The 22,292-nt window shown below is 61.7% G+C and carries 18 protein-coding genes and 1 tRNA gene; 14 read left to right on the forward strand and 5 right to left on the reverse strand.

The features are described 5' to 3' along the window. Nucleotides 1-88: 88 nt before the first annotated feature. From J8C01_RS02900 to J8C01_RS02910, 3 genes are all read left to right on the forward strand, one after another. A complete protein-coding gene (locus J8C01_RS02900; RefSeq protein ID WP_211424354.1) occupies nt 89-286 on the forward strand; it encodes a hypothetical protein in 198 nt (65 codons plus the stop codon). 126 nt (nt 287-412) lie between these two features. Next, nucleotides 413-772: a hypothetical protein gene (locus J8C01_RS02905; protein WP_041569047.1), complete on the forward strand. Its 360-nt coding sequence runs from the start codon at nt 413-415 to the stop codon at nt 770-772. A 239-nt stretch (nt 773-1,011) separates the two neighbouring features. Then, nucleotides 1,012-2,175: a Fic family protein gene (locus J8C01_RS02910; protein ID WP_211432311.1), complete on the forward strand. Its 1,164-nt coding sequence runs from the start codon at nt 1,012-1,014 to the stop codon at nt 2,173-2,175. 134 nt (nt 2,176-2,309) lie between these two features. Here J8C01_RS02910 and J8C01_RS02915 read toward each other — a convergent pair whose 3' ends face one another. Further along, nucleotides 2,310-3,176 carry an ABC transporter permease gene (locus J8C01_RS02915; RefSeq protein WP_211432312.1) on the reverse strand — a complete coding sequence of 289 codons (867 nt, stop codon included), beginning with the start codon at nt 3,174-3,176 and terminating at the stop codon, nt 2,310-2,312. 758 nt (nt 3,177-3,934) lie between these two features. Between J8C01_RS02915 and J8C01_RS02920 the strand changes: the two genes are divergently transcribed. The 4 genes from J8C01_RS02920 (at nt 3,935) to J8C01_RS02935 (ending at nt 8,902) form a co-directional block, all read left to right on the forward strand. Beyond that, complete coding sequence (locus J8C01_RS02920) at nt 3,935-4,747, forward strand: hypothetical protein (protein WP_211432313.1); 813 nt, start codon at nt 3,935-3,937, stop codon at nt 4,745-4,747. A gap of 319 nt (nt 4,748-5,066) precedes the next feature. Beyond that, nucleotides 5,067-6,143, forward strand: a complete 1,077-nt coding sequence (locus J8C01_RS02925) for a DNA adenine methylase (protein ID WP_211432314.1) — start codon at nt 5,067-5,069, stop codon at nt 6,141-6,143. 58 nt (nt 6,144-6,201) lie between these two features. After that, on the forward strand, nt 6,202-7,296 hold the full coding sequence (locus J8C01_RS02930; RefSeq protein ID WP_211432315.1) for a DNA adenine methylase: 1,095 nt from the start codon (nt 6,202-6,204) through the stop codon (nt 7,294-7,296). Nucleotides 7,297-7,354: 58 nt separating this feature from the next. Further along, nucleotides 7,355-8,902 carry a hypothetical protein gene (locus tag J8C01_RS02935; RefSeq protein ID WP_211432316.1) on the forward strand — a complete coding sequence of 516 codons (1,548 nt, stop codon included), beginning with the start codon at nt 7,355-7,357 and terminating at the stop codon, nt 8,900-8,902. A 40-nt stretch (nt 8,903-8,942) separates the two neighbouring features. Here J8C01_RS02935 and J8C01_RS02940 read toward each other — a convergent pair. Together J8C01_RS02940 and J8C01_RS02945 are read right to left on the reverse strand one after the other, a co-directional pair. Next, nucleotides 8,943-9,018 (reverse strand) — tRNA-Glu (locus J8C01_RS02940). A 36-nt stretch (nt 9,019-9,054) separates the two neighbouring features. Beyond that, on the reverse strand, nt 9,055-10,485 hold the full coding sequence (locus J8C01_RS02945; RefSeq protein ID WP_211432317.1) for a S41 family peptidase: 1,431 nt from the start codon (nt 10,483-10,485) through the stop codon (nt 9,055-9,057). Between the two features lie 198 nt (nt 10,486-10,683). Here J8C01_RS02945 and J8C01_RS02950 point away from each other — a divergent pair, with 198 nt between their 5' ends. The 7 genes from J8C01_RS02950 to J8C01_RS02980 all read left to right on the forward strand — a co-directional run bounded on the left by J8C01_RS02950 (nt 10,684) and on the right by J8C01_RS02980 (nt 18,908). Next, the gene (locus tag J8C01_RS02950; RefSeq protein WP_014099095.1) at nt 10,684-11,055 is read left to right on the forward strand and encodes a PilZ domain-containing protein; all 372 of its coding nucleotides are present in this window, start codon (nt 10,684-10,686) and stop codon (nt 11,053-11,055) included. A gap of 15 nt (nt 11,056-11,070) precedes the next feature. Then, the gene (locus tag J8C01_RS02955; protein ID WP_211432318.1) at nt 11,071-12,222 is read left to right on the forward strand and encodes an RcgR family putative quorum lactone hydrolase; all 1,152 of its coding nucleotides are present in this window, start codon (nt 11,071-11,073) and stop codon (nt 12,220-12,222) included. A 93-nt stretch (nt 12,223-12,315) separates the two neighbouring features. Beyond that, a complete protein-coding gene (locus J8C01_RS02960) occupies nt 12,316-13,320 on the forward strand; it encodes a PstS family phosphate ABC transporter substrate-binding protein (RefSeq protein WP_211432319.1) in 1,005 nt (334 codons plus the stop codon). Nucleotides 13,321-13,343: 23 nt separating this feature from the next. Continuing rightward, nucleotides 13,344-14,249, forward strand: coding sequence for a phosphate ABC transporter permease subunit PstC (gene pstC / locus J8C01_RS02965; protein WP_211432320.1), 906 nt, complete (start codon nt 13,344-13,346; stop codon nt 14,247-14,249). Further along, the gene (pstA, locus tag J8C01_RS02970) at nt 14,246-15,184 is read left to right on the forward strand and encodes a phosphate ABC transporter permease PstA (RefSeq protein ID WP_211432321.1); all 939 of its coding nucleotides are present in this window, start codon (nt 14,246-14,248) and stop codon (nt 15,182-15,184) included. The genes pstC and pstA overlap by 4 nt, the downstream gene beginning before the upstream one ends. Before the next feature lie 20 nt (nt 15,185-15,204). After that, on the forward strand, nt 15,205-16,014 hold the full coding sequence (gene pstB, locus J8C01_RS02975) for a phosphate ABC transporter ATP-binding protein PstB (protein ID WP_211432322.1): 810 nt from the start codon (nt 15,205-15,207) through the stop codon (nt 16,012-16,014). A gap of 152 nt (nt 16,015-16,166) precedes the next feature. Continuing rightward, nucleotides 16,167-18,908 carry a M16 family metallopeptidase gene (locus J8C01_RS02980; RefSeq protein ID WP_211432323.1) on the forward strand — a complete coding sequence of 914 codons (2,742 nt, stop codon included), beginning with the start codon at nt 16,167-16,169 and terminating at the stop codon, nt 18,906-18,908. Nucleotides 18,909-18,911: 3 nt separating this feature from the next. On the opposite strand, the gene J8C01_RS02985 is transcribed toward J8C01_RS02980, so the two are convergent. Together J8C01_RS02985 and J8C01_RS02990 are read right to left on the reverse strand one after the other, a co-directional pair. Beyond that, nucleotides 18,912-19,769, reverse strand: a complete 858-nt coding sequence (locus J8C01_RS02985) for a SirB1 family protein (protein ID WP_211432324.1) — start codon at nt 19,767-19,769, stop codon at nt 18,912-18,914. Beyond that, on the reverse strand, nt 19,766-22,189 hold the full coding sequence (locus tag J8C01_RS02990) for a hypothetical protein (protein WP_211432325.1): 2,424 nt from the start codon (nt 22,187-22,189) through the stop codon (nt 19,766-19,768). Before J8C01_RS02990 ends, J8C01_RS02985 begins: the two co-directional genes overlap by 4 nt. Between the last annotated feature and the right edge of the window lie 103 nt (nt 22,190-22,292).

A 22,292-nucleotide genomic window follows, 5' to 3' on the forward strand; every position in this document is an offset into this window, starting at 1 on the left:
GAGACTGCCGGGCCTTGACGGCAAACGTGTTATTTTGTACCTTTGTTTTGAAAATCGTTTTCATTTTCTTGAAAGGCTGTTTCACTCCATGGCGTTCTCCCCGGCACTGGACATCCGCATCTATGTCACGGAGTGGGGTGATGTCCGCATCGAGACCCCGCACTGGCGACATACCCTGCCCCCGGCTGATTTTGTGCGTTGGCTCCGGTCTGCCCGGTCAGACCGTCCGCGCGCTGTGAACCCGGCCCGGCTGCCGAACGGTCTGCGGCGTGAATCCGGGCGTTGACCGGATGCTGCTGTTTCCGGTCATCGTGTTTTGGGGTTGGTGACGACGGCGCTGCCCCTCTCCTCTCACCAGCCGTTTTTCCGGCGGCTGCTTGCGTACGGTTGGTACGCGGAAAGGTTTTCTGCCATGACACCATTTGAGCATCTGACCAGCGCCGCTTTGGCGTGTTCGCATCAGCGGGCATTTGTCGGGGGCGTCGTCCAGCACCCACAAACCGGGAAGTTCCAGCTCTGGTTTTTGCCGACCGGACGGGACATCGAGCCACTGCGGGCTTACGAGTCACAGGCGCAGGCGGCCGCCAGCTATCACGCTTTGCGGCGCGCGTTTTCGAGCGGAAATCCAACCCGTCTGGCTGAAGCCTTTGCGGCTGTGTCGGCCACCGGTGAAGCCCCGGCGTCATTTCCGCCTGATTTTCTGGAACGCCTGCGCCTTGGCGTGCAGAAAGCGCTTGCGGCGCGTGGGATCACCGTCTGTTTTGCGCCGTAGCCGGTGGGCGTGGATTGCGGGCGGTGACATGGATGACGACGGCCATCACCGCGACGCCGGCCGGCAGAAGCAGTGTCACCGCCGCACAAGTGGCTGATTGCGCTGGAAAAACGGATTCCAGACCTGCCCGGATATGCGTCGGGATTGGCTATTCAACAATTTCGCTGTTTTGTTTAATAGCCGGCCGTTGTATTCAACGATCCTTGAATACATCTCACATCCATGAAGACGGCAGGCCTGTGCAACGCGGACTGACAGGGTACTACAAGACACTTTCCGTGGCTGGGGAGACGGTTCGTGCTTTCGTCCCCCATCCCCTGCCACCGCGCCCTTCCCTGGAATTTGACAGCCGGCGGCAACGTCTCCTGGAAGAGGCCACCTTGTCTTTGGGCCGGCTGGACAGTGTAACCCTGCTCCTGCCGGAGCCTGATCTCTTTCTCTATGCCTATGTTCGTCGTGAAGCCGTGCTTTCTTCCCAGATTGAAGGCACCCAGTCATCTTTGGCGCAGTTACTTCTCTTTGAGCTGGAAGAAGCGCCGGGTGTTCCGCTGGATGATGTGACAGAGGTTTCCAACTATGTTGCGGCGTTGGATCACGGACTCAACCGTCTCAAGGGGGGATTCCCGCTCTGTAACCGCCTGCTTCGGGAGATGCACCGCATCCTGCTTTCGCGTGGGCGGGGAAGTGGGCAGTCTCCGGGGGAGTTTCGGCGCACGCAAAACTGGATCGGGGGGACTCGTCCCGGCAATGCGCACTTTGTGCCGCCGCCGCCCGATGTCCTGGAAGATTGCCTGTCTGATTTTGAGCGATTTCTCCATGACGAGACGTTGCCGTATCCAACGCTGGTGAGGGCTGCCCTGGCACACGTCCAATTTGAAACAATTCATCCGTTCCTTGACGGCAACGGACGTATCGGCCGGTTGCTGATTGCCTTTGTTCTGCATCACGAAGGGGTTTTACAGCGCCCTTTGCTCTACCTGAGCCTGTATTTCAAACAGCATCGCCGCGAGTATTACCGGCTGCTCGATGTCGTACGTTTCGAGGGAGACTGGGAAGCGTGGTTGGATTTCTTTCTGGAAGGGGTCATCCAGACGGCACGAAATGCCGTTACCACGGCCCAGCGCCTGGTGATGCTGTTCAAGGAAGACACCCAAAAAATCCAGATGTCCAAACTCGGCGTCAACAGTGCGCTGCGGGTGTTCAATGCCTTGTGCGCCCGGCCGGTGCTGTCCTTGCCGGAGTTGGTGCGCCGGACCGGGCTGACATTTCCCACCGCCGCCAAGGGCGTGGATGTCCTCATCCGCCTGAACATCGTGCGGGAACTCACCGGACGTAAGCGAAACCGCATCTTTGCCTATGACTCTTACGTGGCCCTTCTCAATGAAGGCACTGAGCCGGTATGAAGCGGGGTGGGGGTTGTGGTGAGAAGGTGATACGTCTCCCGATGACAGCCGCATAGTCTCACTCTGGCCGGAGGCCGGGAAAACACCCGTGCCAATCCAGGCCGTGGACTGTCGCCTTTGGAAGCTGCGCGGGATCAGCGTGGGTTTGGCGCCGGAGCCGGTGGGTGCTGGTTGCGGGCGGTGATCTGGTTGATGACGACAGCCATCACCGCGACACCGGCCAGCAGCAGCAGCGTCACCGCCGCGCCAAACGGCTGGTTGCGCTGGAAAAACTGATTCCAGATCACATTGCCAAGCAGAATGCTTTTGGCGCCGCCAAGCAGATCGGCGACGACAAAGTTGCCCAGGCTCGGAATGAACACGAGGGCGCTGCCGGCAATCAGCCCCGGCCGGGACAGGGGAACGATGACCTTCCAGAACGTCACCCACGGCGTTGCACCCAGGTCGGCCGCCGCATCGAGAAGCTGCCGGTCGAGTTTGTCGAGGCTGGCGACCAGCGGAATGATCATAAAGGGCAGTTCACCGGCGACGAGTCCGATGAACACCGCCAGGTCGTTGTAAAGCAGCGGAAGCGGCTCGCGGATGAGACCCAACCCAAGCAGCGCCGTGTTGATAATGCCCTCGGTACGCAACAGATGTGTCCAAGCGAAGGTGCGTACCACAAGGCTCGTCCACAGCGGAATGACCGTCATGGTCAGGAGCAGCGGTTTCCAGCGCGGCCTGACCTGGAAGGCCAGGAAAAGCGCCACGGGATAACTGAGGACGATACAGACCAGCGTGACAACGACAGCCATCCAGAGCGAGCGCCAGTAAATGGCCAGGTACATCGGCTCCAGGGCCTGCCGGAAGTTGGACAGCGTCCACGTCCAGGCAATGTTGCCGTAGGTTGTGCGGCTGGCGAAGGACTGCCTGGCGACGATGACAAGTGGCAGGAAACCCAGGAAAAACAGCCAGATCGTGGCCGGCGCCAACAGTCCGGCCCGCCATGCGAAACGTTGCACCGTTGGCCTCGCTGACCTCCCGCAAACCCATGCAAAATCAGGTGACAACGCAACCTAATCCTTTTGCCGGCGTTTGAAAAGCACAGCCGGGTAAGCCCGTCAAGGGTGTACCGTTGGCTGGCTATCTGCTGTTTTGGTGTTTGGGTGGGCACTGGATGGTGTCGTGGCCGGCCTTTCTTACCAGAGCGTGGCTTGGTGCAGAGAGTCTTGCTGTTCTATAGTGATTTACCTGACATTACTATTTCTTTATGGCAAGCTGCCTTCAGAACAAGCTGCCTTCAGAACAAGCTGCCTTCCCTTGTAGGTTAGGTAGCCTTCAATCCAGGAGATCAGCTTGTTCGTTGACCAATACTTGTTTCAAAGGAGAACCTTGCCGATGCAATCTGCAATGCGATTTGGATTGCTGCTTGTTATGAGCGTGTGGCTTTGTTCGGTCTCAGGGTTGGCAAGCACAGGCCCATCAGAATTGCCCAACCCATCAGAGCCATCAAAATCAGAGCCATCAAAAAAGACACCTGGCAAGTCGTTGGAGGCCAGGGTTGGAGGCTAGGGGAGGATACAACGCCGACCCTTTGAGCATAAATTGCCACATCGAATACTGGAGTGCTGAACAATCTGGCAACTGCATAAGTTTCTTTGCCATCGTGAACTGTGGCACCTTTTTTGCGCCAGAAATTAGTATCTGTTCAGCCTCAGTCTGTTTTGGCAACCCGGGGTCTGTCACATTGATTTGTTCTTGATAGGGAGGTGTTCTGAAGATGAGACACATCAAAACTGGACTGTTTTTGTTGGCGGCAGGCTTTTTTCTCATTGGCACCGGCGGTACGGCACTGGGGCAGCGCCGGGCTGTTGAACACCGTATGGAGATTCAGGTGACGAACCAGACGATTAATGTTGGGGAGCGGCTCACCATCCGAATTGACGGTGTCCAGCCGAATGACATCATTAACCTTGCCCCCAAGGAACAGACTACAGCCCAGGTTGCAGCCGGCATCATGGTGCCAGCGCCAGGACGTGTCACGACGCTGGGCATTGGCTCTACCTCACCGTTGCCCGATGGCGCTCTGTCCGTAACGCCATCTGAAGTACGCATCACGCGGGCCACGAACTGGACGGGCAACCTGTTCTTCCATGTTGATGTGCCGATGCAGACCCAGGTGACTTTGGTTATCAATGACCAGCCATTGCTCAACGCCAGGCTGTCCGCACCGGTTGCCTTCTGGCGGGAAGCCTTTCACCCAGGCTTCTCCATCGCCCCGGAGACCTTTGTGCGTGCTACCTTGCCAAACATTGACCGGGAAGAGCGGATTCGCCCGGAGGAGGAAGCCTATCGCGTGCCGCCCTCCAAGGTGCAGGTGCTCAAGCGGGTACTGCCGTCTTCCGACACGGCACGGGAGTTGCTGGTAGCTTTCCGCGTGAATGAGCAGGGGCAGGTGTTTGCCGCACACGTACTGACCCACGATCCCCAGGCTGCGGCGTATGCCGAAAACTTCAAGCAGTGGGTGTTTGCGCCGTACGTCGTGGATGGCAAGCCCGTGCCTTTCCTGACGGTGATGAAAGTTTCGTTCTGATTCCCGGCGGAGAGGCAAGCCGGGTTGCATGAAATCAGGCCGAGGCTGCCCTGTGGAAGGGTAGCTTCGGTCTGGCTGTTTTTGGCAGGGCTTGCCGTAAAGCCAGCGGCTTGAACCGGTAACGCATCCGGCGCGTCCCTGAACGTTTGGTGGATGAGATACGGACGGGTGTTATACTCGTTTCCCATAAACCCAGCTTGATGCCAGTCTGTGGTTGCCAGAAGCTTCACGTCCGTACAATTGCCGCAGGCGGGTCTCTGGGTGACTTCCATACCGCCGGGCTTGCTCCGCCGGTGAGCAGGCTGCCAGGGTCCGGGCTGTGAACTACATTGGCAGCAAATTTTCCCTTCTTCCTTTTCTGGAAAGGCATATAACGGAATTCTCCAAGCCGGATTCGGGTTGGACATTTTTCGATATATTTTCGGGAACAGGCGTTGTCGGAAGGCACTTCAAAAAGCTTGGATTCCATATCGTCGCCAATGACATTCAGTATTACAGCTACTGTCTCAACCGGGCATACATAGGCATCAACTGCCAGCCAGGGTTCATTGGCATTGTGGAGCATCTGCCACAGCCGGCTGGTCTTTCGCAGTATGACGCCGTTGATGTCGTTCTGGATTATCTGAACCGGCTGACGGGAGTTGAAGGCTTCATGTACCGGAATTACTGTCCGGGCGGTACGGCCGGAAAAGATTTTCCCCGTCAATACTTCACAGACGAAAATGGAAAACTCTGTGACGCCATTCGCCTTCAAACAGAAGACTGGCATCGGGATGCTTTCATTTCAGACGATGAGTATTTCTATCTGCTGGCCAGCCTGATTGAAGCCATGGACAAGGTTGCCAACACGGCTTCGGTCTATGGCGCGTTTCTCAAGCACGTGAAGCCAAGCGCACGCAAGCCGCTCCGGCTGGAAAGGCTTGAAATCATACCCGATAACAGGTTGCATCGAGTGTACAATTGCGACGGAGGACAACTGGCAGGCAAGGTGCAATGTGACATTCTCTACATTGATCCTCCCTACAACCAGCGCCAATACTGCACGAACTACCATGTTCTGGAAACCATCGCAAAATATGACCATCCACAGCTTTATGGCATTACGGGACTGAGGGACTACCGTCACCAGAAATCAGATTTCTGCAATTCTGCAAAGGCTCTTCAATCGCTTGAAAGGCTGATTCGGGAAACAAGTGCAAAATATGTCTTTCTGAGCTACAACAGCGAAGGTCTCATGCGTGAAGATGAGATTATCAGGATGATGAGCCAATACGGGGTAGTGGACTTGAGAAAAGAGGATTACCGCCGGTTCAGAGCCGATATAGACCGGGAAAACCGCAAATACCGGGCAGACAGTGTTACCGAGTACCTGTTTTGCCTGAAAAAGGCCAGGTAACGAAATCAACCGGGCCGGCTTTTTTGAAAGAGGACGGCACTGCACAGGGAACGTCTGAATGATCAAGTACATCGGCTCCAAACGAACCCTCATCCCGCTCATTCTGGAAACCGTCCGCCGGGCAACAAGGGCCCGAACGGTTCTTGACCCGTTTTCCGGTACGGCCCGCGTCGGGCATGCGCTCAAGGCGGCCGGCTATCGTGTGCTCTCCAACGACCACAATGCCTACGCCGCCGTCCTGGCACGCTGCTACGTTCAGGCCGATGCCGAGGATGTCCTCGAAGACGCCCGCAAACTCGTCCGCGAGTTCAATGCCCTCAAGGGCACGCCGGGCTATTTCACCGAGACGTTCTGCATCCGGTCCCGCTTTTTCCAGCCCAAAAACGGCGAACGGATTGACGCCATCCGCGAAGCCATTGCCGCCAAGAGTCTCGACCCGGAACTGGAAGCCGTCATGCTCGTCTCCCTGATGGAAGCGGCCGACCGCGTGGATTCCACAACCGGCGTGCAGATGGCCTATCTCAAAAGCTGGGCGCCGCGCGCGTACAACGACCTCGAACTGCGCGTCCCCAACGTGCTTCCGCGCGCCCGGTACGGCAAGGGGCAGGCCACCTGTCTTGATGCCCTCGATGCCGTCCGTCGCTTTGCGGCTGATGTGGCCTACCTTGACCCGCCCTACAACCAGCATTCCTATCTGGGGAACTACCACATCTGGGAGTCGCTCGTGCGGTGGGACAAACCCGAAGTCTATGGCGTCGCATGCAAGCGCGTGGACGTACGCCAGCGCCGCAGTGTCTTCAACGCCCGTTCCCGGTTTACGGCTGCCCTGCACACCCTGCTGACCGCCGTGCAGGCACCGATCATCATCGTGTCGTTCAACGATGAAGGTTACGTGACGCGCCAGGACATGGAAGCCATGCTGCGGTCGCTGTGGAACGGCGCCGGGCAGGTCACGACCATCGAGAAGGATTTCAAGCGGTATGTCGGGGCGCAGATTGGCATTTATAACCCACGTGGGGAAAAGGTGGGTGTGGTCAGCCATCTGCGGAACCGGGAATTTCTCTACGTGGCATCCCGCGAAGACCTTGCGCCGGCGCTGATGTCTGTCACGGCTGCACAGCATCGGCAGGGCTGGCTGTTCGGTGAACCCTAGATAAAGTTTCGCCCTGAAAAGCCAGACCTTTCCTGTTGCGGCAAGCGGCTTATCCGGTATGCGAACCACGGCCGGCCGACGTGCACCTTCCGATCTGACCGCTGACCTCCATGCCCTGACGGCGCACCTCGCGGCACTTGCGCCAACGGGTGGCCCCCTGCGCGTGCAGGTCATCACTCCACATGGTTCCAGTCGTAGCGACTACCACGTGGAATGTGCGGTCAACTATGGAAAGCTGACGGTGACCTACTGGGGGCCAAACGGCTCGGCCTGCTGGCGGGTCGAACGCTACGCACGGCACGGCACGGCGCTCCGGCTCGATGTCTCCCGGCGGGTCGGAGCCGAGCACGGACAGCTCATCATCACCTCTCCAGACGAAGCCCCGCCGGATACCTTTCCCACGCCTGATCCGTCCCGGTGGAAAGTCTGTGTCCGAACGTGGCTCAGCCACAACCTTCCAGCCGGTGCGCGCATCACCAGCCTGCGCCAGTGGCGGCATCCGTCGCCGGTGGCAGGCTGGCAGGCGCAGTCTGGTAATGCTACCTGGCTGGTGTTCACGACGACCGATCCAACGGCCCTGCGCCAGCTTCTGGGAAATGCCATGCAGGCGCTCGACACGCTGCCGGCCACAACGTATCTCTGGCTGTTGCTGCCGCCAGACAGCCGGGTGGAGTTGTTGCCGTTTCTGTCCCTGCTGCACGTGCCGCAGGTGAGGCTCTACGAAGCCGCGCCCGACTGGTCAGCCGTGCATCCGGTTGCCCCCGATCATCAGTTGCCGCTTATCACCGAACCCATCCGGCTGTGGCGGTACAAGCCTCCCACGCCATCCGAACTTGATGACCTGCGCCAGTGGTTTGGGGATGCCCTGGATGTCCACTGCGAAGTCGTCCCGGCCGGAGCCAACGCCCTGTCCGTCCGGTGGTACGGGCTGGAATGCGCCCGGTTGCAACGCCGTGTCGTGGCCGAAGAAAAGGCAGCCGGGCGTACAACGCCGGCCCTGCGTTTTGGGTTGATGACGCTGGGCCAGCCAAGCCGTCCGTTGACCGCCCGGAACCGGGCTGATTTCCACGCACTGCTGGATAGTCTTGGCCGCTACCGGACGCCCGCCACGCGGGAGGTCGGGCATCCGCTCTACCGCGCCCATCCGGAACGCTGGCTGGACGTGGCTGTGCGCCGTCAACTGCACCTCATTGACGAGGCTCTGGACCCGGCGCACGTCCGGGTGCAGGCACCGCACTTCAGCCGCGATACGCTGGGGCTGGCTGATTTCGTCACGCTGACCCACACCGGCCGGCTGGCCGTGGTGGAACTCAAAGCCGACGCCGATGCCGACTTCATCTGGCAGGGGCTGACCTACTGGCTGCGGGCTGTCCATCACTGGCGGCAGGGGGATTTCTTGCGCCGGGGCTACTTTGCCGGCGCACAGCCGGACCGCTGCGCCCTGCCTCACCTGTACCTGCTGGCGCCGACGCTGCGGTTTCATCCCACCGTCCGCACGGTTGCCCGGCGGCTGCGCGCCGACCTGCCGGTGACGCTGGTGGGCGTCACCGAGCGGTGGCGGCAGTCTCTGCGGGTCGTTTTTCGGGAGTGCTTCGGTGACTTCTGACAGCCCCGAAAGTGAAAAAGCCGCCGGAAGCGGCGGCGGGTGGTGTCTCGTACGGGAGTCGAACCCGTGTTACCGCCGTGAAAGGGCGGTGTCCTAGGCCACTAGACGAACGAGACGCAAATGCTTTGAAAAGAACATCCAAAAGGGCCGTCTCAAAAAACGAATGCGCAATTGGCCATGACCGGGGATGGGCTGTCAAGCCCGCCAACTTCTTCTGAAGCCGGCTTTCCGGCGCTGTGTCCGCCCATCCATACCGGAACGGGCAGGTGTGGCGTCCAGCCGGAACCGGACGGACAGCCGGGGTGCAGCCGGGAGCCTTGCCCCTGGCGCTGTAGTTTCAGCGCAAGCTGTTGCATAGCATGGCGGAGATCAACGTCAATGTTCCGGCGTACGTCTTCAAGGGTCAGCTTGACGGTGACATCGGGCGTGACGCCCTGCCCTTCGAGCCGTACGCCGCGCACCGTGCGGTAGTCGCGGATGCTGATCTGCACTTTGCCGCCATCCGGGAGTGGTTCCTGGATGCTGGCCAGTACGGCCCCGGCCGTCCGCCGTCCGATGACCGTGCCGCGCCCAGTTTCCTGAACGGCCGCGGCGAAAATTTCGGCGGCGCTGGCCGAGTGTTCATCAATCAACACGAGTACCGGCCCGGTATAGGCCTGCCGGTTGCCGCTGACGCGCATCCGCAGCGGCTTCTGGTTACGCTGGATGAAATCGCCAAAAACCACATCCTGGCGGTAAATGAGCCGCAGACAGTCGGCGAGCACATCGAGCAGTCCGCCGGTATTTTCGCGCAGGTCAAAGATCAGACCGGCAGCCTGTGGATTGGACGTGATGTGCTCTTCCAGCCAGTCGGCCGTCTTCGGTGCAAACTCGGTGAACCGCAGGTAGAGGACGCCATCAGGAAGGTACTGCACCCGTTGTTCCGGCGTCGTGGCGAAGGGACGGCAGATGACTTCAACCCGCTTGGGATGGTCATTTGAGTCAATGAGCTTGAGCTTGACGGACTGACCGATCTGGAAGCGTTGTCCCGGCTTGAAGCCGGTGAAGGGCTGCCCGTCCATTTCGGCTATGATCCAGCCCGGACGAATGCCGGCTTCGTGAGCGGCCGAACCGCCGAGCGTGTGCGTGATCACCCATTGCCCTTCGAGCTTGCGCAACTGGATGCCAAGACCAACCCGTGCGCCCTGCTTTTCTTCCCGTACGCGGCTGGGCGGCAGGGCGAAGGTATGTTGGTCGTCGAGTGTGGCCAGAAGCTGATTGATCGCACGGTAGAGGGTGGATTCATCCTTGGCCGCCAGTGCCTGTCGCCGGAATTGCTGGGTCAAATCCCGCCAGTTCGCACCGTGCAGCCGGGGGTCGTAGTACCGGCGCTCAATCAGCCGGCACACGGTGTCGAAAACCCGTGCATTCTGCTGGGCGCTGACCGTCGTTTCCCGGCTCGTTGCCCGGCTTGTCGCCAGAACCGGCGGATAGACCGGCCACGGGAAACTGCCGGCCAGCAGCAGCCCCAGCGCCACACCAAGGAATGTTCGCCAGAGGCGTTGGCTGCACCTGCCTTGGCTTGATGGAAAACGATGCTGCATAGTCAAGCCCCGGATAACAGACCGTTGAGGGAGACAGATGAAACTAAGGCCGATCATCTGGTTTTGGCAACGGAAAGCTGGAAAAGCATCGCCGGGCTGTGGTTGCATAAAGGGTTGTGCAGGTTGACCCGGAAAAATCATGAAGGCCAAACCCCGGCATGCGACGCTTGACCAACAAAGGGGAAGTTCAGACGCGATATGATGGAAACCGACGAGTCAAAGTTTGAAAGCATGCGGCGTGAAAACCGGTTGTCGTGCCACCTGCCCGCCGTCGTCGAAGGGCGTGACAAGAATGGTCTCAAACGGGATACCACTGCCCGGTGTGTTTCGATCAGTCGGCGTGGCGCCTGTGTCATCACTCCGCTGGAAGTCACGGTTGGCGAGAAACTCACCCTGGCGCTGCCGAGCGTCAATGCCGAGCGCAAGGAAATGATGGTCGTCGCGTGGATTCGGGAATTTGAGGGCCAGCGGCACGTCGGTCTGGGACCGATTGACGAGGATACCTTCGTCATTTTCAGCGATGCCGCCGTAACGGGCGGGGCCGCCGGTGAAGCTTCGGCAGCCGGTTAGGAGCAGCCGGCTGCCATGCTGAAGCGCCTCATTCAGTCCTGGGAACTCCGGCTGTCAAAGGTGGACCGCCACCGGCGTGCTTCACCTTTTGCCTGGGGACTCGACCACCTCACCAGCCACAGCGAGCACCTGCCGGCGCCCCTGCCGGTGGCCGATTTTCCCCATCCGCCGGACTTTCTGCGCGAGTACGTCCGGCAGACCCTCGCTGCCGCAGAACGTTTTTTCACGCCGCCGCCCCTTGCACAGTGGCATCTCCATGACGGGTGGCTGACCTTTCCCAGCTCAATCCAGACCCCGGACGAACCCAACAACCTGGCGTGGGCGCGTTACTTTCCGGTTCGGGAACGGCCGGGCGCAACAACCCGCCCGCCGGTTGTGCTGGTGCTTCCCCAGTGGAATGCCGACTATGCCAGCCATGTTTCGGTCTGCCAGGGGCTGAATGCCTTTGGCATTGCGTCCGTCCGGTTGAGTCTGCCCTACCACGGTAGCCGGCGGCCCGTGCATCAGGTACGCGCTGATTACATGGTCAGTCCCAACCTGGGGCGTACCCTCCAGGCCGTCCGGCAGGCCGTTCACGAAGTGCGGCTCGTGCTCGACTGGCTCGAAGGGCAGGGCTACCACCGCTTCGGCATCATCGGGACGAGTATCGGTTCCTGTGTGGCGTTTCTGGCCTATGCCTTTGACCCGCGTTTGCAGGTTGCGGCGTTCAACCACGTGTCGAGCTACTTTGCCGATGTGGTCTGGACCGGCATTTCCACCAGCCACGTCCGGGCCGGGCTGGAACAGCACGTCACCCGCCACGACTTGCGCGAGTACTGGCTGCCGATCAGCCCTTTTCCCTACATCGAGCGGCTGGGCCGCCCGGAAAACCGGAGCAAAAAGACCCTGCTCATCGCGGCGCGCTACGACCTGACGTTCCTGCCACACCTGACCCGCCATGCCCTGAGCGAGTTTGAGCGCCACCGCGCGCCGTACACTTCGGCCTGGATGTACTGCGGCCACTACACCACCGGCGAAACGCCGTTCAAGTTCCACGACGGCTACCTGATGATCAACCACATGCGCAAGCATCTGAATCCGGGCGGCCATGTCGTGCGGCAGGCCCTGAAAAGCCAGCTTCCGGCAGTGCTGCGGCCACGCTCGCGGGTGCTTCGTCCGCCCGCGTAAGCCCCTGGTTGGTCTGCGCCTGTTACATCCCTGAAAAAACGCCGTAACACCCATCATGCTTGCTTGGCGCATCTTCCCGGCCGAGGTGCGCCTATGTGGTTTCAGTCCCTGTTGGTCGTCGGGCTGGCGCTGATGACGGTGACGGCCCCCTATTGCGCTCCGGCAGGGCGCGGTTTCCCGGTCATCCGCGTGGACGGCTCCAGCACCGTCTATCCACTGGCCGAAGCCGTCGCCGAGGAGTTCCAGCGGAACTACCCGGGCGTGCGCGTGACCATCGGCGTCTCCGGCACAGGCGGCGGCATGAAAAAGTTTTGCCGTGGAGAAACTGACCTGGCCACGGCTTCGCGCCCCATCGCCGCGTCTGAACGTGAAGCATGTCGCCAGGCCGGGCTGGCCTATTACGAACTGCCTATCGCCATGGATGCCATCGTTGTCGTCACGCATCCCGGCAACGTCCAAGTGTCGGCCATGACGCTCGATGAGTTACGGCGCATCTGGACCCCTGAAGCCCAGGGACGCATCCGCCGCTGGTCGCAGGTCAACCCGGCGTGGGGCGACCGCCCGCTCAACCTGTACGGCGCCGGAACCGACTCCGGGACGTTCGATTACTTCACCGAAGTCGTCAACGGCAAGGCGCGGGCCAGTCGCGGCGACTACATGGCGTCGGAAGACGACAACGTGCTCGTGCAGGGCATTGCCGGCGATCCCAACGCGCTGGGGTACTTTGGCTTTGACATCTACTACGAAAACCGCGACCGGCTGCGTCCCGTCCCGATAGCGCGGGCTGCCGGTCAACCGCCCGTGACGCCGACCGTCGAGACAATCCTCTCCGGGGCGTATGCGCCGCTGGCGCGGCCGCTGTTCATCTACGTCAACGCGCGCGCCATGGAGCGCCCGGAAGTTGCCGACTTTGTTCACTTCTGGCTCGAACACGGTGCGGCGCTGGCGGACGAGGTGCACTGTGTGCCGCTGCCGCCGGAAGCCTACGCTGCCGTCCGTCAGCATCTGGCCAACGGGCGCGTCGGCAGCGTCTTCACCAATCGCCCGGCGGTGGCGGTTTCCATTCAGGATTTGCTGACCTGGCCGGCCGCGTTGTAGGCGGCAGCAGTGCTGAAACCGATATGCAAAAGCGACAGGGAAGCTGGCGACACTGGTGGGAAAGCGGCATCGAGTGGCTGCTGGCTGGCGCGGCCCTCGTGGCCGTGCTGACGACACTGGGCATCGCCGCTGTGCTGATTGGCGAGTCGCTGCCGTTTTTCAGGGTGGTTTCCTGGCGCAGCTTTCTCACCGACACGCAATGGACGCCGCTCTTTGCCGAGCCGCGCTTTGGCATTGGCGTTCTGCTGTCGGGCACCATCACCAGTTCCGCCGTGGCGCTGGCTGTTGCCATTCCCTGTGGCACGTGGCTGGCCCTGTATCTGTCGGAATTTGCCACGGGACGCTTCCGGGAAAGCGTCAAGCCCATCCTTGAACTGCTGGCTGGCGTGCCGACGGTGGTGTTCGGGTACTTTGCGCTCTACACCGTCACTCCGCTGCTGCAAAAGCTGTGGCCGGCGCTGCCTGGCTTCAATCTGCTCTCGGCCGGGCTGGTCATGGGCGTGATGATCGTGCCCTATGTGGCCTCGCTCAGCGAAGACGCCCTGCGGGCCGTCCCGATGAGCCTGCGCGAAGGCGCTTACGCTCTGGGGGCGACACGCCTGCAAGCCGCCTGGCAGGTGGTGCTGCCGGCGGCGTTTTCGGGCGTGGCGGCGTCGTACGTTCTGGGTGTCTCCCGCGCCATCGGCGAAACGATGATCGTGGCGATTGCGGCCGGACAGCAGCCGCGCCTGACGTTCAACCCACTCGAACCGGCGGCAACGGTCACAACCTATATCGTCCAGGTCTCCAAGGGCGATGTGCCCTACGGCAGCCTGGGATACCGGACAATTTTTGCAGCGGCGCTGGTGTTGTTCATCCTGACGCTGGTGTTCAACCTGGCGGCGGACTGGGTCCGCCGCCGGCAGCGTGTTCAGGGGTGTGTCCTATGACGAACCCGGCAACGATTGGCCGCCTGGGGGACCGCGCCGCGGCGCGCATCCGGTGGGCCAGGCAGCTCGAACGGGGCTTTGTGCTGGCGGCCTGGGCGTTGCTGGGCCTGCTGGCGGTGGTGTTTCTGTCCCTGTTTGCCGGTGTGCTCCAGACGGGGTGGGAGCGTTTGCAGCCGGATTTCTTTCTGACCTTTGCTTCCCGCCGGGCGGCACAGGCCGGGATTCTGGCCGCCTGGGTCGGGACGCTGGTGGTCATGGCGGTGACGGCAGCCGTGGCCCTTCCGCTTGGCGTGGCGGCCGGGGTCTATCTCGAAGAGTACGCCCGCCCGGGCCGCCTCACCACGCTGATTGAAGTCAACATTGTCAATCTGGCCGGTGTGCCTTCGATTGTCTATGGCTTGCTGGCGCTGGGGCTTTTCGTCCGCCTGCTGGGTCTGGGCGCGAGCATCCTGACGGCTGGCCTGACCTTGGGGCTGCTCATCCTGCCCATTGTTGTCGTGGCCACGCGCGAGGCCATCCGCACGGTGCCCCAGTCCATCCGGGAAGCGTCCTACGCCGTCGGCGCAACCCGCTGGCAGACGGTGTGGCAGCACGTCCTGCCGGCGGCGCTTCCCGGCATTCTGACCGGCATCATCATTGGCCTGGCGCGGGCCATCGGCGAAACCGCCCCGCTGGTGACGATTGGGGCCGTGACCTTCATTGCCTTTCTGCCACCCGCGCCCTTCTCGCCTGAAGCGCCGTTTCTGTCGTTTGACTGGCTGTGGGCGCCGTTTACGGCGCTGCCGATTGTGACCTTTGACTGGACTTCCCGCCCCAATCCGGCTTTTCGCCCCAATGCGGCGGCGGCGGCGCTGGTGCTGACCTTTCTGACAGCGGTGATGAATGCCACGGCGGTCTGGCTGCGCTATCGGCTGCGCCAGCGGCAACTCTGGTAGCGTGGGAGGTTTTCCGACCTATGAACAACAGCGTCCAGAGACAGCCGGCCAACAGCCATGAACCATCCCACGTTCTCAAGGCCGAAACCCGCAACCTGAGCTTCTTCTACGGAGACAAGGCCGCCCTGCGGGAAGTCAACCTGCCGGTGCACGCCCGGCGCGCAACGGCCATCATCGGGCCTTCAGGGTGTGGCAAAAGTACCCTGCTGCGCTGCTTCAACCGGATGCACGATCTCTATCCGGGACATCGCTATCAGGGCGAAATCCGCCTCTATCCTGACGACATCAACCTGCTCGCCCCGGAAACCGATCCCATTCTGGTGCGGTCGCGCATCGGCATGGTCTTCCAGAAGCCGAATCCCTTTCCGAAGTCGGTCTTTGAAAATGTCGCCTACGGGCTGCGCCTGCGCGGCATCCGCCAGACCGCCGAACTGGAAGCACGGGTTGAACGGGCCCTGCGGGATGCCGCCCTGTGGGATGAAGTCAAGGATCGGTTGAAGGACTCCGCCTACGCGCTTTCCGGCGGGCAGCAGCAACGCCTGTGTATCGCCCGCGCCCTGGCCGTTGAGCCGGAACTGTTGCTGTTCGATGAACCGACTTCCGCCCTGGACCCGCTGGCCACGGCCAGCATCGAGGAACTGCTGCGCAACCTCAAGGTGCACGTCACCACGCTTATCGTCACCCACAACCTGCAGCAGGCGGCGCGGGTGGCCGAGTTCACCGCCTTTATGTATCTGGGTGAACTGGTCGAGTTCGGACCCACCGAAGTGCTTTTCAACGCACCATCCCAAAAACAAACCGAGGATTACCTCGCCGGACGGTTCGGCTAGGCAACGGCTTTTTTCACTGTGCCGTCAGATGCCATTATCTCTGCTCCGATGTATCAGGCCGGCAGCAACTTGCCGCCCGGACGCGGAACGGACTACGGTCACAGACCCGACACCAGTCCGGGGACACGCCGGACGGGTTTGGAAGGTTGCCTATGTCGTACGTACGTTGTGTCTGGCTGTTGTTGCTCCTCGTCGGTTGGGCAATGGGTGAGCCGGTGGCCGGTCAAACCCGCCGCCGAACGTCTCCGCCGGTGACATCGCCGGCCCCTGCGCCAGCCAAGCCGTCCCCCATTCGCGGACTCGTGGAGCAGACCCAGCGCGGTGTGCTGACGCTGATTCGTTTCAGCAACGGGTTGCGTCTGGTCTGTGGTGAACGGTACAGCACGGAACTGGTGGCCGTTGCGGCGCGGCTTGGTTTTGGTGACGCTGACGAACCGGAGACTGCATCCGGTGTGGCGTGGGTTGTCGCGCATGGGCTGCTGGCAGAAGCCGATGCAGCCGAACTGGCCGCCATTGGCGCTACGGTTGAAACCGTCGTCGAGGCACACGGGGCCACCCTGACCATCACCGCGCCAGCAAAGCATCTGGCAACTGCGGCCGGCGTGCTGCTGCGCGCTCTGGCACGTCTGGAGTTTTCCGAAGGGCAGCTTCAGAAAGGGCAGGTACAGGCCGCGCGCCATCATCTGGAAAGTCGCCTGCATAGCGGCCATCTGTCCCGGTCGGCCTGGCTGGTGCTGGCTGCCGGACGCCAATCGGGTGTCCCCGACACGGAAGCCCACTTCAAAGCCATCAGCCTGGAAACGGCCCGCGCATTTCATACGGCGCACATGTCGCCCCGCCGGACGGTGCTGGCTGTGACCGGCAACCTCAATCTGGCTGAGATGTTGCGCGTCGTCGCCGAGGTCAATGCCGGCTGGAAGCCGGACGCAGCCGCCGCCACACCCCGGACGCTGACCGGCCGGCAGTACCGCGCCGACCGCGGCCCGCAAAACCTCACCTGGGTTCACCTGGGCTACGTCCTGCCGGCTCTGCGGGATGAGGAGCGCGCAGCGTTGGACATTATCCGCGCGGCTCTGGCGCTTGGCGTGCGGTCCCGGCTTCAGGATGCCTTGATTGCAAACCGCCAGATTGCTTCTGAAATCCAGACGCACCTCGAAGCCACGCCGCAGGGCGCAACCTTCTGCGTAGGTCTCAACGTGCAGCCGGAGCGTCTTGACCGGGCCGAGGCGCTGACGCTTGAAGCCATCGAGCGTTTGCGCCGGGAACGCCTCTCAGACGGCGAGCTTCAGCGGGCGCGGGCGCAGCTTGAACTCGAACGCGCCTTGGACGGCGACCGCCTTGGCGACTGGGCGCAGCAGCTCGCCCGGGTTGAATCCACTTCCGGGTTGGTGGCCTGGCTGGATGACCTCGACCGCATCGGTGAACTTGACGCCGAGCAGGTGCGTGCCGTCGCCGCCAGGCATCTTGTCGCCTCCCGGCTGGTCGTCCACGAGTACGAAGCCGTCACCGCACCGCTGCGTACGTTTACGCCGGAAAAGTTTTTCGAGACCGTCGGGCTGCTCGTGCCGGGAACGCTGGCGGCGGACATCCTGGCCGGTGAGACAACCGATGCCTTGGAAACAGTGGTCGTGCCCAGCAAGGCTCCGCCAAAGGCGAAGGAAAGCGGGTTGCCTGTCATCCTGCCCGCCGAACCGGTACGTGAATATGCGACCCTGCGCGGCCCGCGCGTGCTCGTGCGTCCTGATCCAGCCAATCCGCTGGTGTCCATCGGGCTGTATTTTCAGGGTGGGCGCTTCATTGAAGATGAGCGGACTGCCGGGATAACTGAACTCATGCTGCGCGTCATGCGGCGCTACACGGCAAAACAGATGCCGGACGGCATCCTGGATGAACTGGAGCGCCTTGGCGGCCGCTTGCACGTTGTCAACGAGCGCGATTTCTTTGGCTTTGAGCTGTGTGTGCTGGCGCGTCATGCCGAAGCCGCCCTGCGCCGGCTGGTGTCCATCGTCGAGCGGCCGGCTTTTGAGGCGGCTGGCGTCAAGACCGAGCGGGAACGGCTGCTGGCCGAGCAGAAAGCGGCCCGTCCTCTGGAGTTGGCCGTCTGGCTGGCCAGAAAGAGTCTGCTGCCGTCGCACCCCTATGGTTTCCCGGCACTGGGCGTCAACGGCACGGTACGCAGCTTTGATGAGAGCGCCGTGCAGCGGTGGTATGCCACAACTATACAGCGCCAGTTGCCGATTCTGGTCATCGTCGGCGGCACACAAGGCTCGGCGCTGGTGACGCGCGATATCACCGAGGGCTTTACGCGCCGCGAAACCGACACGTCCCTCAAGGCGCGCGTCGCGCAACCGGCGGCGTCTCCCATCGTCCAGGAAGTCACCACCGGAACGCGCGACATCGTGGCCTGCGCACTGGCGACACCGGGCGGACGGGAGGCCGACCACCGGTGGAACGTGTTGGCGGCCTGGCTGAACGACCACCTGAAGGCCAACGGTTCGGACCGGGAAGTGTTCTGGGTGCAGTTCAGCCCGGCGTTGCAGCTTGGTGAACTGCTGGTCATCGGGGAAGGTGAGCCGGAGGATGCGCCCGGAGTGACGGAGCGCATGGCACGCGCCCTGCGCGATCTTGCCAAACAGCCGCCGTCGGCCGATGCCTGGCGGCGTACGGTGCAGGAAGTGGCAACCCGTACAGCGGAGACGACGGATACCGTCCGGGGAAGAACCCGGGCCTATGCAACGGCAGTCTATCTGGGAAGTGCCGCTTCCGAGGTGGACACGGCTGCCGCTGGCATTCGCCAACTGCCCCTGCCGGAGGCTGAAACCTGGCAGGGCCTCACCATTGAGGCTGCCGGGCGCGGCCTTGTGCGCGGAACGCGGCTGGCGCGCCCAAAGTAAGCCCTAGTTCCACCGGGCTAATTCCCGCTTGGCTTCATTGATATGGGCTTCGAGGATGCGGTGCTGGGCCTCGGACATAGTGTTTTGTTTTTGTTCTTCAAGCCAAATCACAGCCTCGCTCCAGCGTTCGAGCTGGAAGCACAGCAGCCCGATGTCGCGCCGGATGTAGGGGTCCTCCGGGCAGACGATAAACTGCATGCGGCGCGCACGTAAGGCCGTTGTCCAGTCTTTGGCTTCAAGGCTGATGCGGTAGATGTTGTTGAGCATCCGCAGGAAAATATCGGCCGGTTGGGCCACTTGCAGGTGTTCGGCGCACAGTTGTTCCTGCGGCCCGCACATCTGCTGAAGCAACTGCTGCAAGCCGTCGCTGTCCAGCCACTGGCACTGGTGGAAGGGATCGAGATACCCGACGCCATCGGGCCCGCTGTAGCGCACGAGAAAGTGCCCCGGAAAGTTGATGCCTTCGCACCGCAGACCAAACCGGGCAGCCAGTTCGATGAAAACGACGGAAAGGGTAATGGGAATCCCCACCCGGCGGGTCAGCACGTCTTCAAGAAAGCTGTTGCGCCGGTCATCGTAGTTTTCCGTATTGCCACGAAAACCAAGCGCCACGAAGCCTTCGGCCACGGCTTCGATGGTAAGCGGTTCGGGCTGTCCGGTTTCGTCTGCCCACTTCCACAGGGCATCGGCCAGGGCATCGAGTTGCTTCGGAATGGTCATGATGTCCCGCTCCGGGGCCGCCACCCACGTCACGGCGGCAGCGGCCCAGGCAAGCGCTGGCTGGTGGTTATTCACGTGCCACACGATGGAAAGTTCTTCCAGCCGCTGCCTGAAGCGGCGTTCAGTAACCAGAGACATCATAGCTTGGAAGTATCTGGGGCAGATTCAGCAGGGGCAAACGAATCGCAGCCCGGACTTTCGGCATTGGCATCCCCGGCAGATGCTGGCAGGCAGCGTAGCACGCCCGTTTCATCAAGGTAAAACGTCTGGTCGCCGGTGCGGTCTGGTCCCGTTCGGACGGCTGGAAAGGCTGTCAGCGAGAAACCGGCTGGCTTGCCGTCTCCGGCCGGGCGCAGCACAATCGGGCCCAGCACATACCCACGGTAGGGCAGGCGGGTCATCAGTTCGACCTCTTCGCTGAAAGGACGGCTGCCGTCGGCGCGTTTGGCCAGCGTCGGAAGGCTGTCGGAGTAGTTGCCCTGGCCAGCACCACGCGCATATTCCATCTGGGCTTCGTAGATGGCCCGCAGCACCTCACGCACGCCCTGTTCGTTGGCCCGGCGCTCATCGGCGGCCGAACTGGCTCCCCAGCCAGCACCGGCAATGCCGACGAGATAGGGCAGGGACACGTTCACCACATTGGTTATCATCCGCCCTTCACGTCCGATGTGGGTAAAGACGGGAAATGGCGTCAGTCCTTCAAGAAATACCTGGTAGCGTTTGGGGGTTTCGTTGCGCAGTTCGGTCAGGGCCTGGGCCAACAGCCCTTGGGAAACATACGCACTGCCCATGGCGTCAGCCGGACGCGCCCCGAAGCCGACATTGAAATCTTCGCGGCGGCCCAGGGTTTGCCCGCGCCGGTAGGTGTCAATCACCCATTTCACGTCACTGGTACGGCCGGCGACGAGCACGTTGGCAACCACCGACACGGCAAAGGCGTTTTCTTCATCCTCATTGCTGCCCTCGAACAGCCAGATGGTTTCGCCTTCGTAAGTCTTCACACGGGGGTCGAAAACGGGTCGCCACGTCGTTCCTTCTGGCGGCTTGGCAATGGCCTGCCAGGCCTTTCGGTCGGCAGCCTTGCGCGCTGCCGCCGAGAAAATTTTGGCAAACGCATCCCGCAGCGCCTGGGGATTATTGCTGACAGCAAAGGTGGCCACCCGGAAGTTGTCTGTGAACGGTAGGGCAGTGCCGGTATTGACAACCTCTCTGACTTGCAGACCGCCTACAGCCAAGGTGATTTCGCCAGTCAGGGCGGCAGCGATTTCCTGGCGGAAGTTGACACCAAACTTGCGTTCCGCCACCTGAATGTCAGTTTCGTACCGGGCGTTGAACGTCCCGGCCATCTGGCGCAGGGTGTCATAGACGCGCGTCGGGTTGACGCTCAGGGTGGCAAAAATCTGGGTGTCATCCGGCAGGAAATCAGCCGCGCGTCCGCTCACGCGAGGGCCATCGGCAAAGGCCGGAAAAAGACCCTCGCTGGCGCGGTCGAGTCCAACGACGATGCGCTGCGTGACCCGTCCATCTTTCACACTGTAGGCAAAGCCGGTGCCATCCACCGCACCGATGCCGGACTTTGTGACGAGCTGGTTGATTTTAGCCACAAATTCCGCTTCGGCACGGGCCTGCTCACGGGAAGCCCGGTTGCCCGACGGAGAGGGCTTCAACAGTTCAGCAAACAGGTCGCGGACATACGTGCCAATGGTGGACGTGTTGATATAGACCATCCCGTTCCGGTTGTCCGTCAGTTGTTTCTGAACGTCCTCGAAGCCTCTGGCTTTACCGAGTGGGCTGAAGGTGGGCTGGGCCATCTGGGTCAGCCAGCGCGTCATCGCCGGGCGGAAACCGACGGCAATGACCTGTCCGCTGTGCGCCATAACCAGCGACTCGGTGGCTTTGGTGGCGGGAAAGGTGGTCGTGCGGAAGCGTCCGGCACGTCCCGGAAGGGGCTTGACCCGTCTGGTATTCGTCACAAACGTTGGCAACCACTGCTCCCCAAGCTGCACAAAGCGCGCGGCGGCAGCATTGTCGGGCGCAATGAGCACCACGACGAATTCGACTTCAGGTATGGGAAACAGGCCGCCAAGGGTCTTTTTCTGGTTCGGTGCCAGCATGAGTCCGACGCCGACACGGGTGGCCGCGAGGGTGGCTTTGTCAGGAAAGCCGACGGCGGTCAGGGCTTCGTCATAGCGTGTCAGGTCAATGGGCAAGGGGGAGTCGGACGCCGCCAGAAATTGCTTGAGGCTCTCCACGGCGAGGACTTCGTCTATGGCATTTGGCAGGCGCTCAAACTCGGCGTAAAGCAGCACGTCGGCGGGAAAATACTCCGCCAGCGGGCGTGGCGTCGTGGTTTCAGTTGTGGCAGTCGGGCCGGCGGGAGGCGTTGTTGTTGCCGGCGCTTTCCGTGCCGGCTGCCGCCGGGTGCGTTGGGCTTCCGCCAGATTCCAGTTTGAAAGGATGAGTGTCAGAAGAAGCCCGCCGGCAAGCAGAGAACTCCAGTGAGTGCAGGCTTGCCGGAAGCGATGCGTCCACGGAAAAACGTGGCACGGTGAAAAGTTCATAAAGGAAGCTCCTCAAAAAGGGCAACACCGGGATGGATGTGATGAATGACACATTGCCTTGATACTGTGTGGCGTGGCACGTCGCAAGGCCGGGTGCGAAGAC

The organism is Chloracidobacterium sp. D, assembly GCF_018304685.1.
In the GTDB taxonomy this organism is placed as follows: Bacteria; Acidobacteriota; Blastocatellia; order Chloracidobacteriales; family Chloracidobacteriaceae; genus Chloracidobacterium; species Chloracidobacterium thermophilum.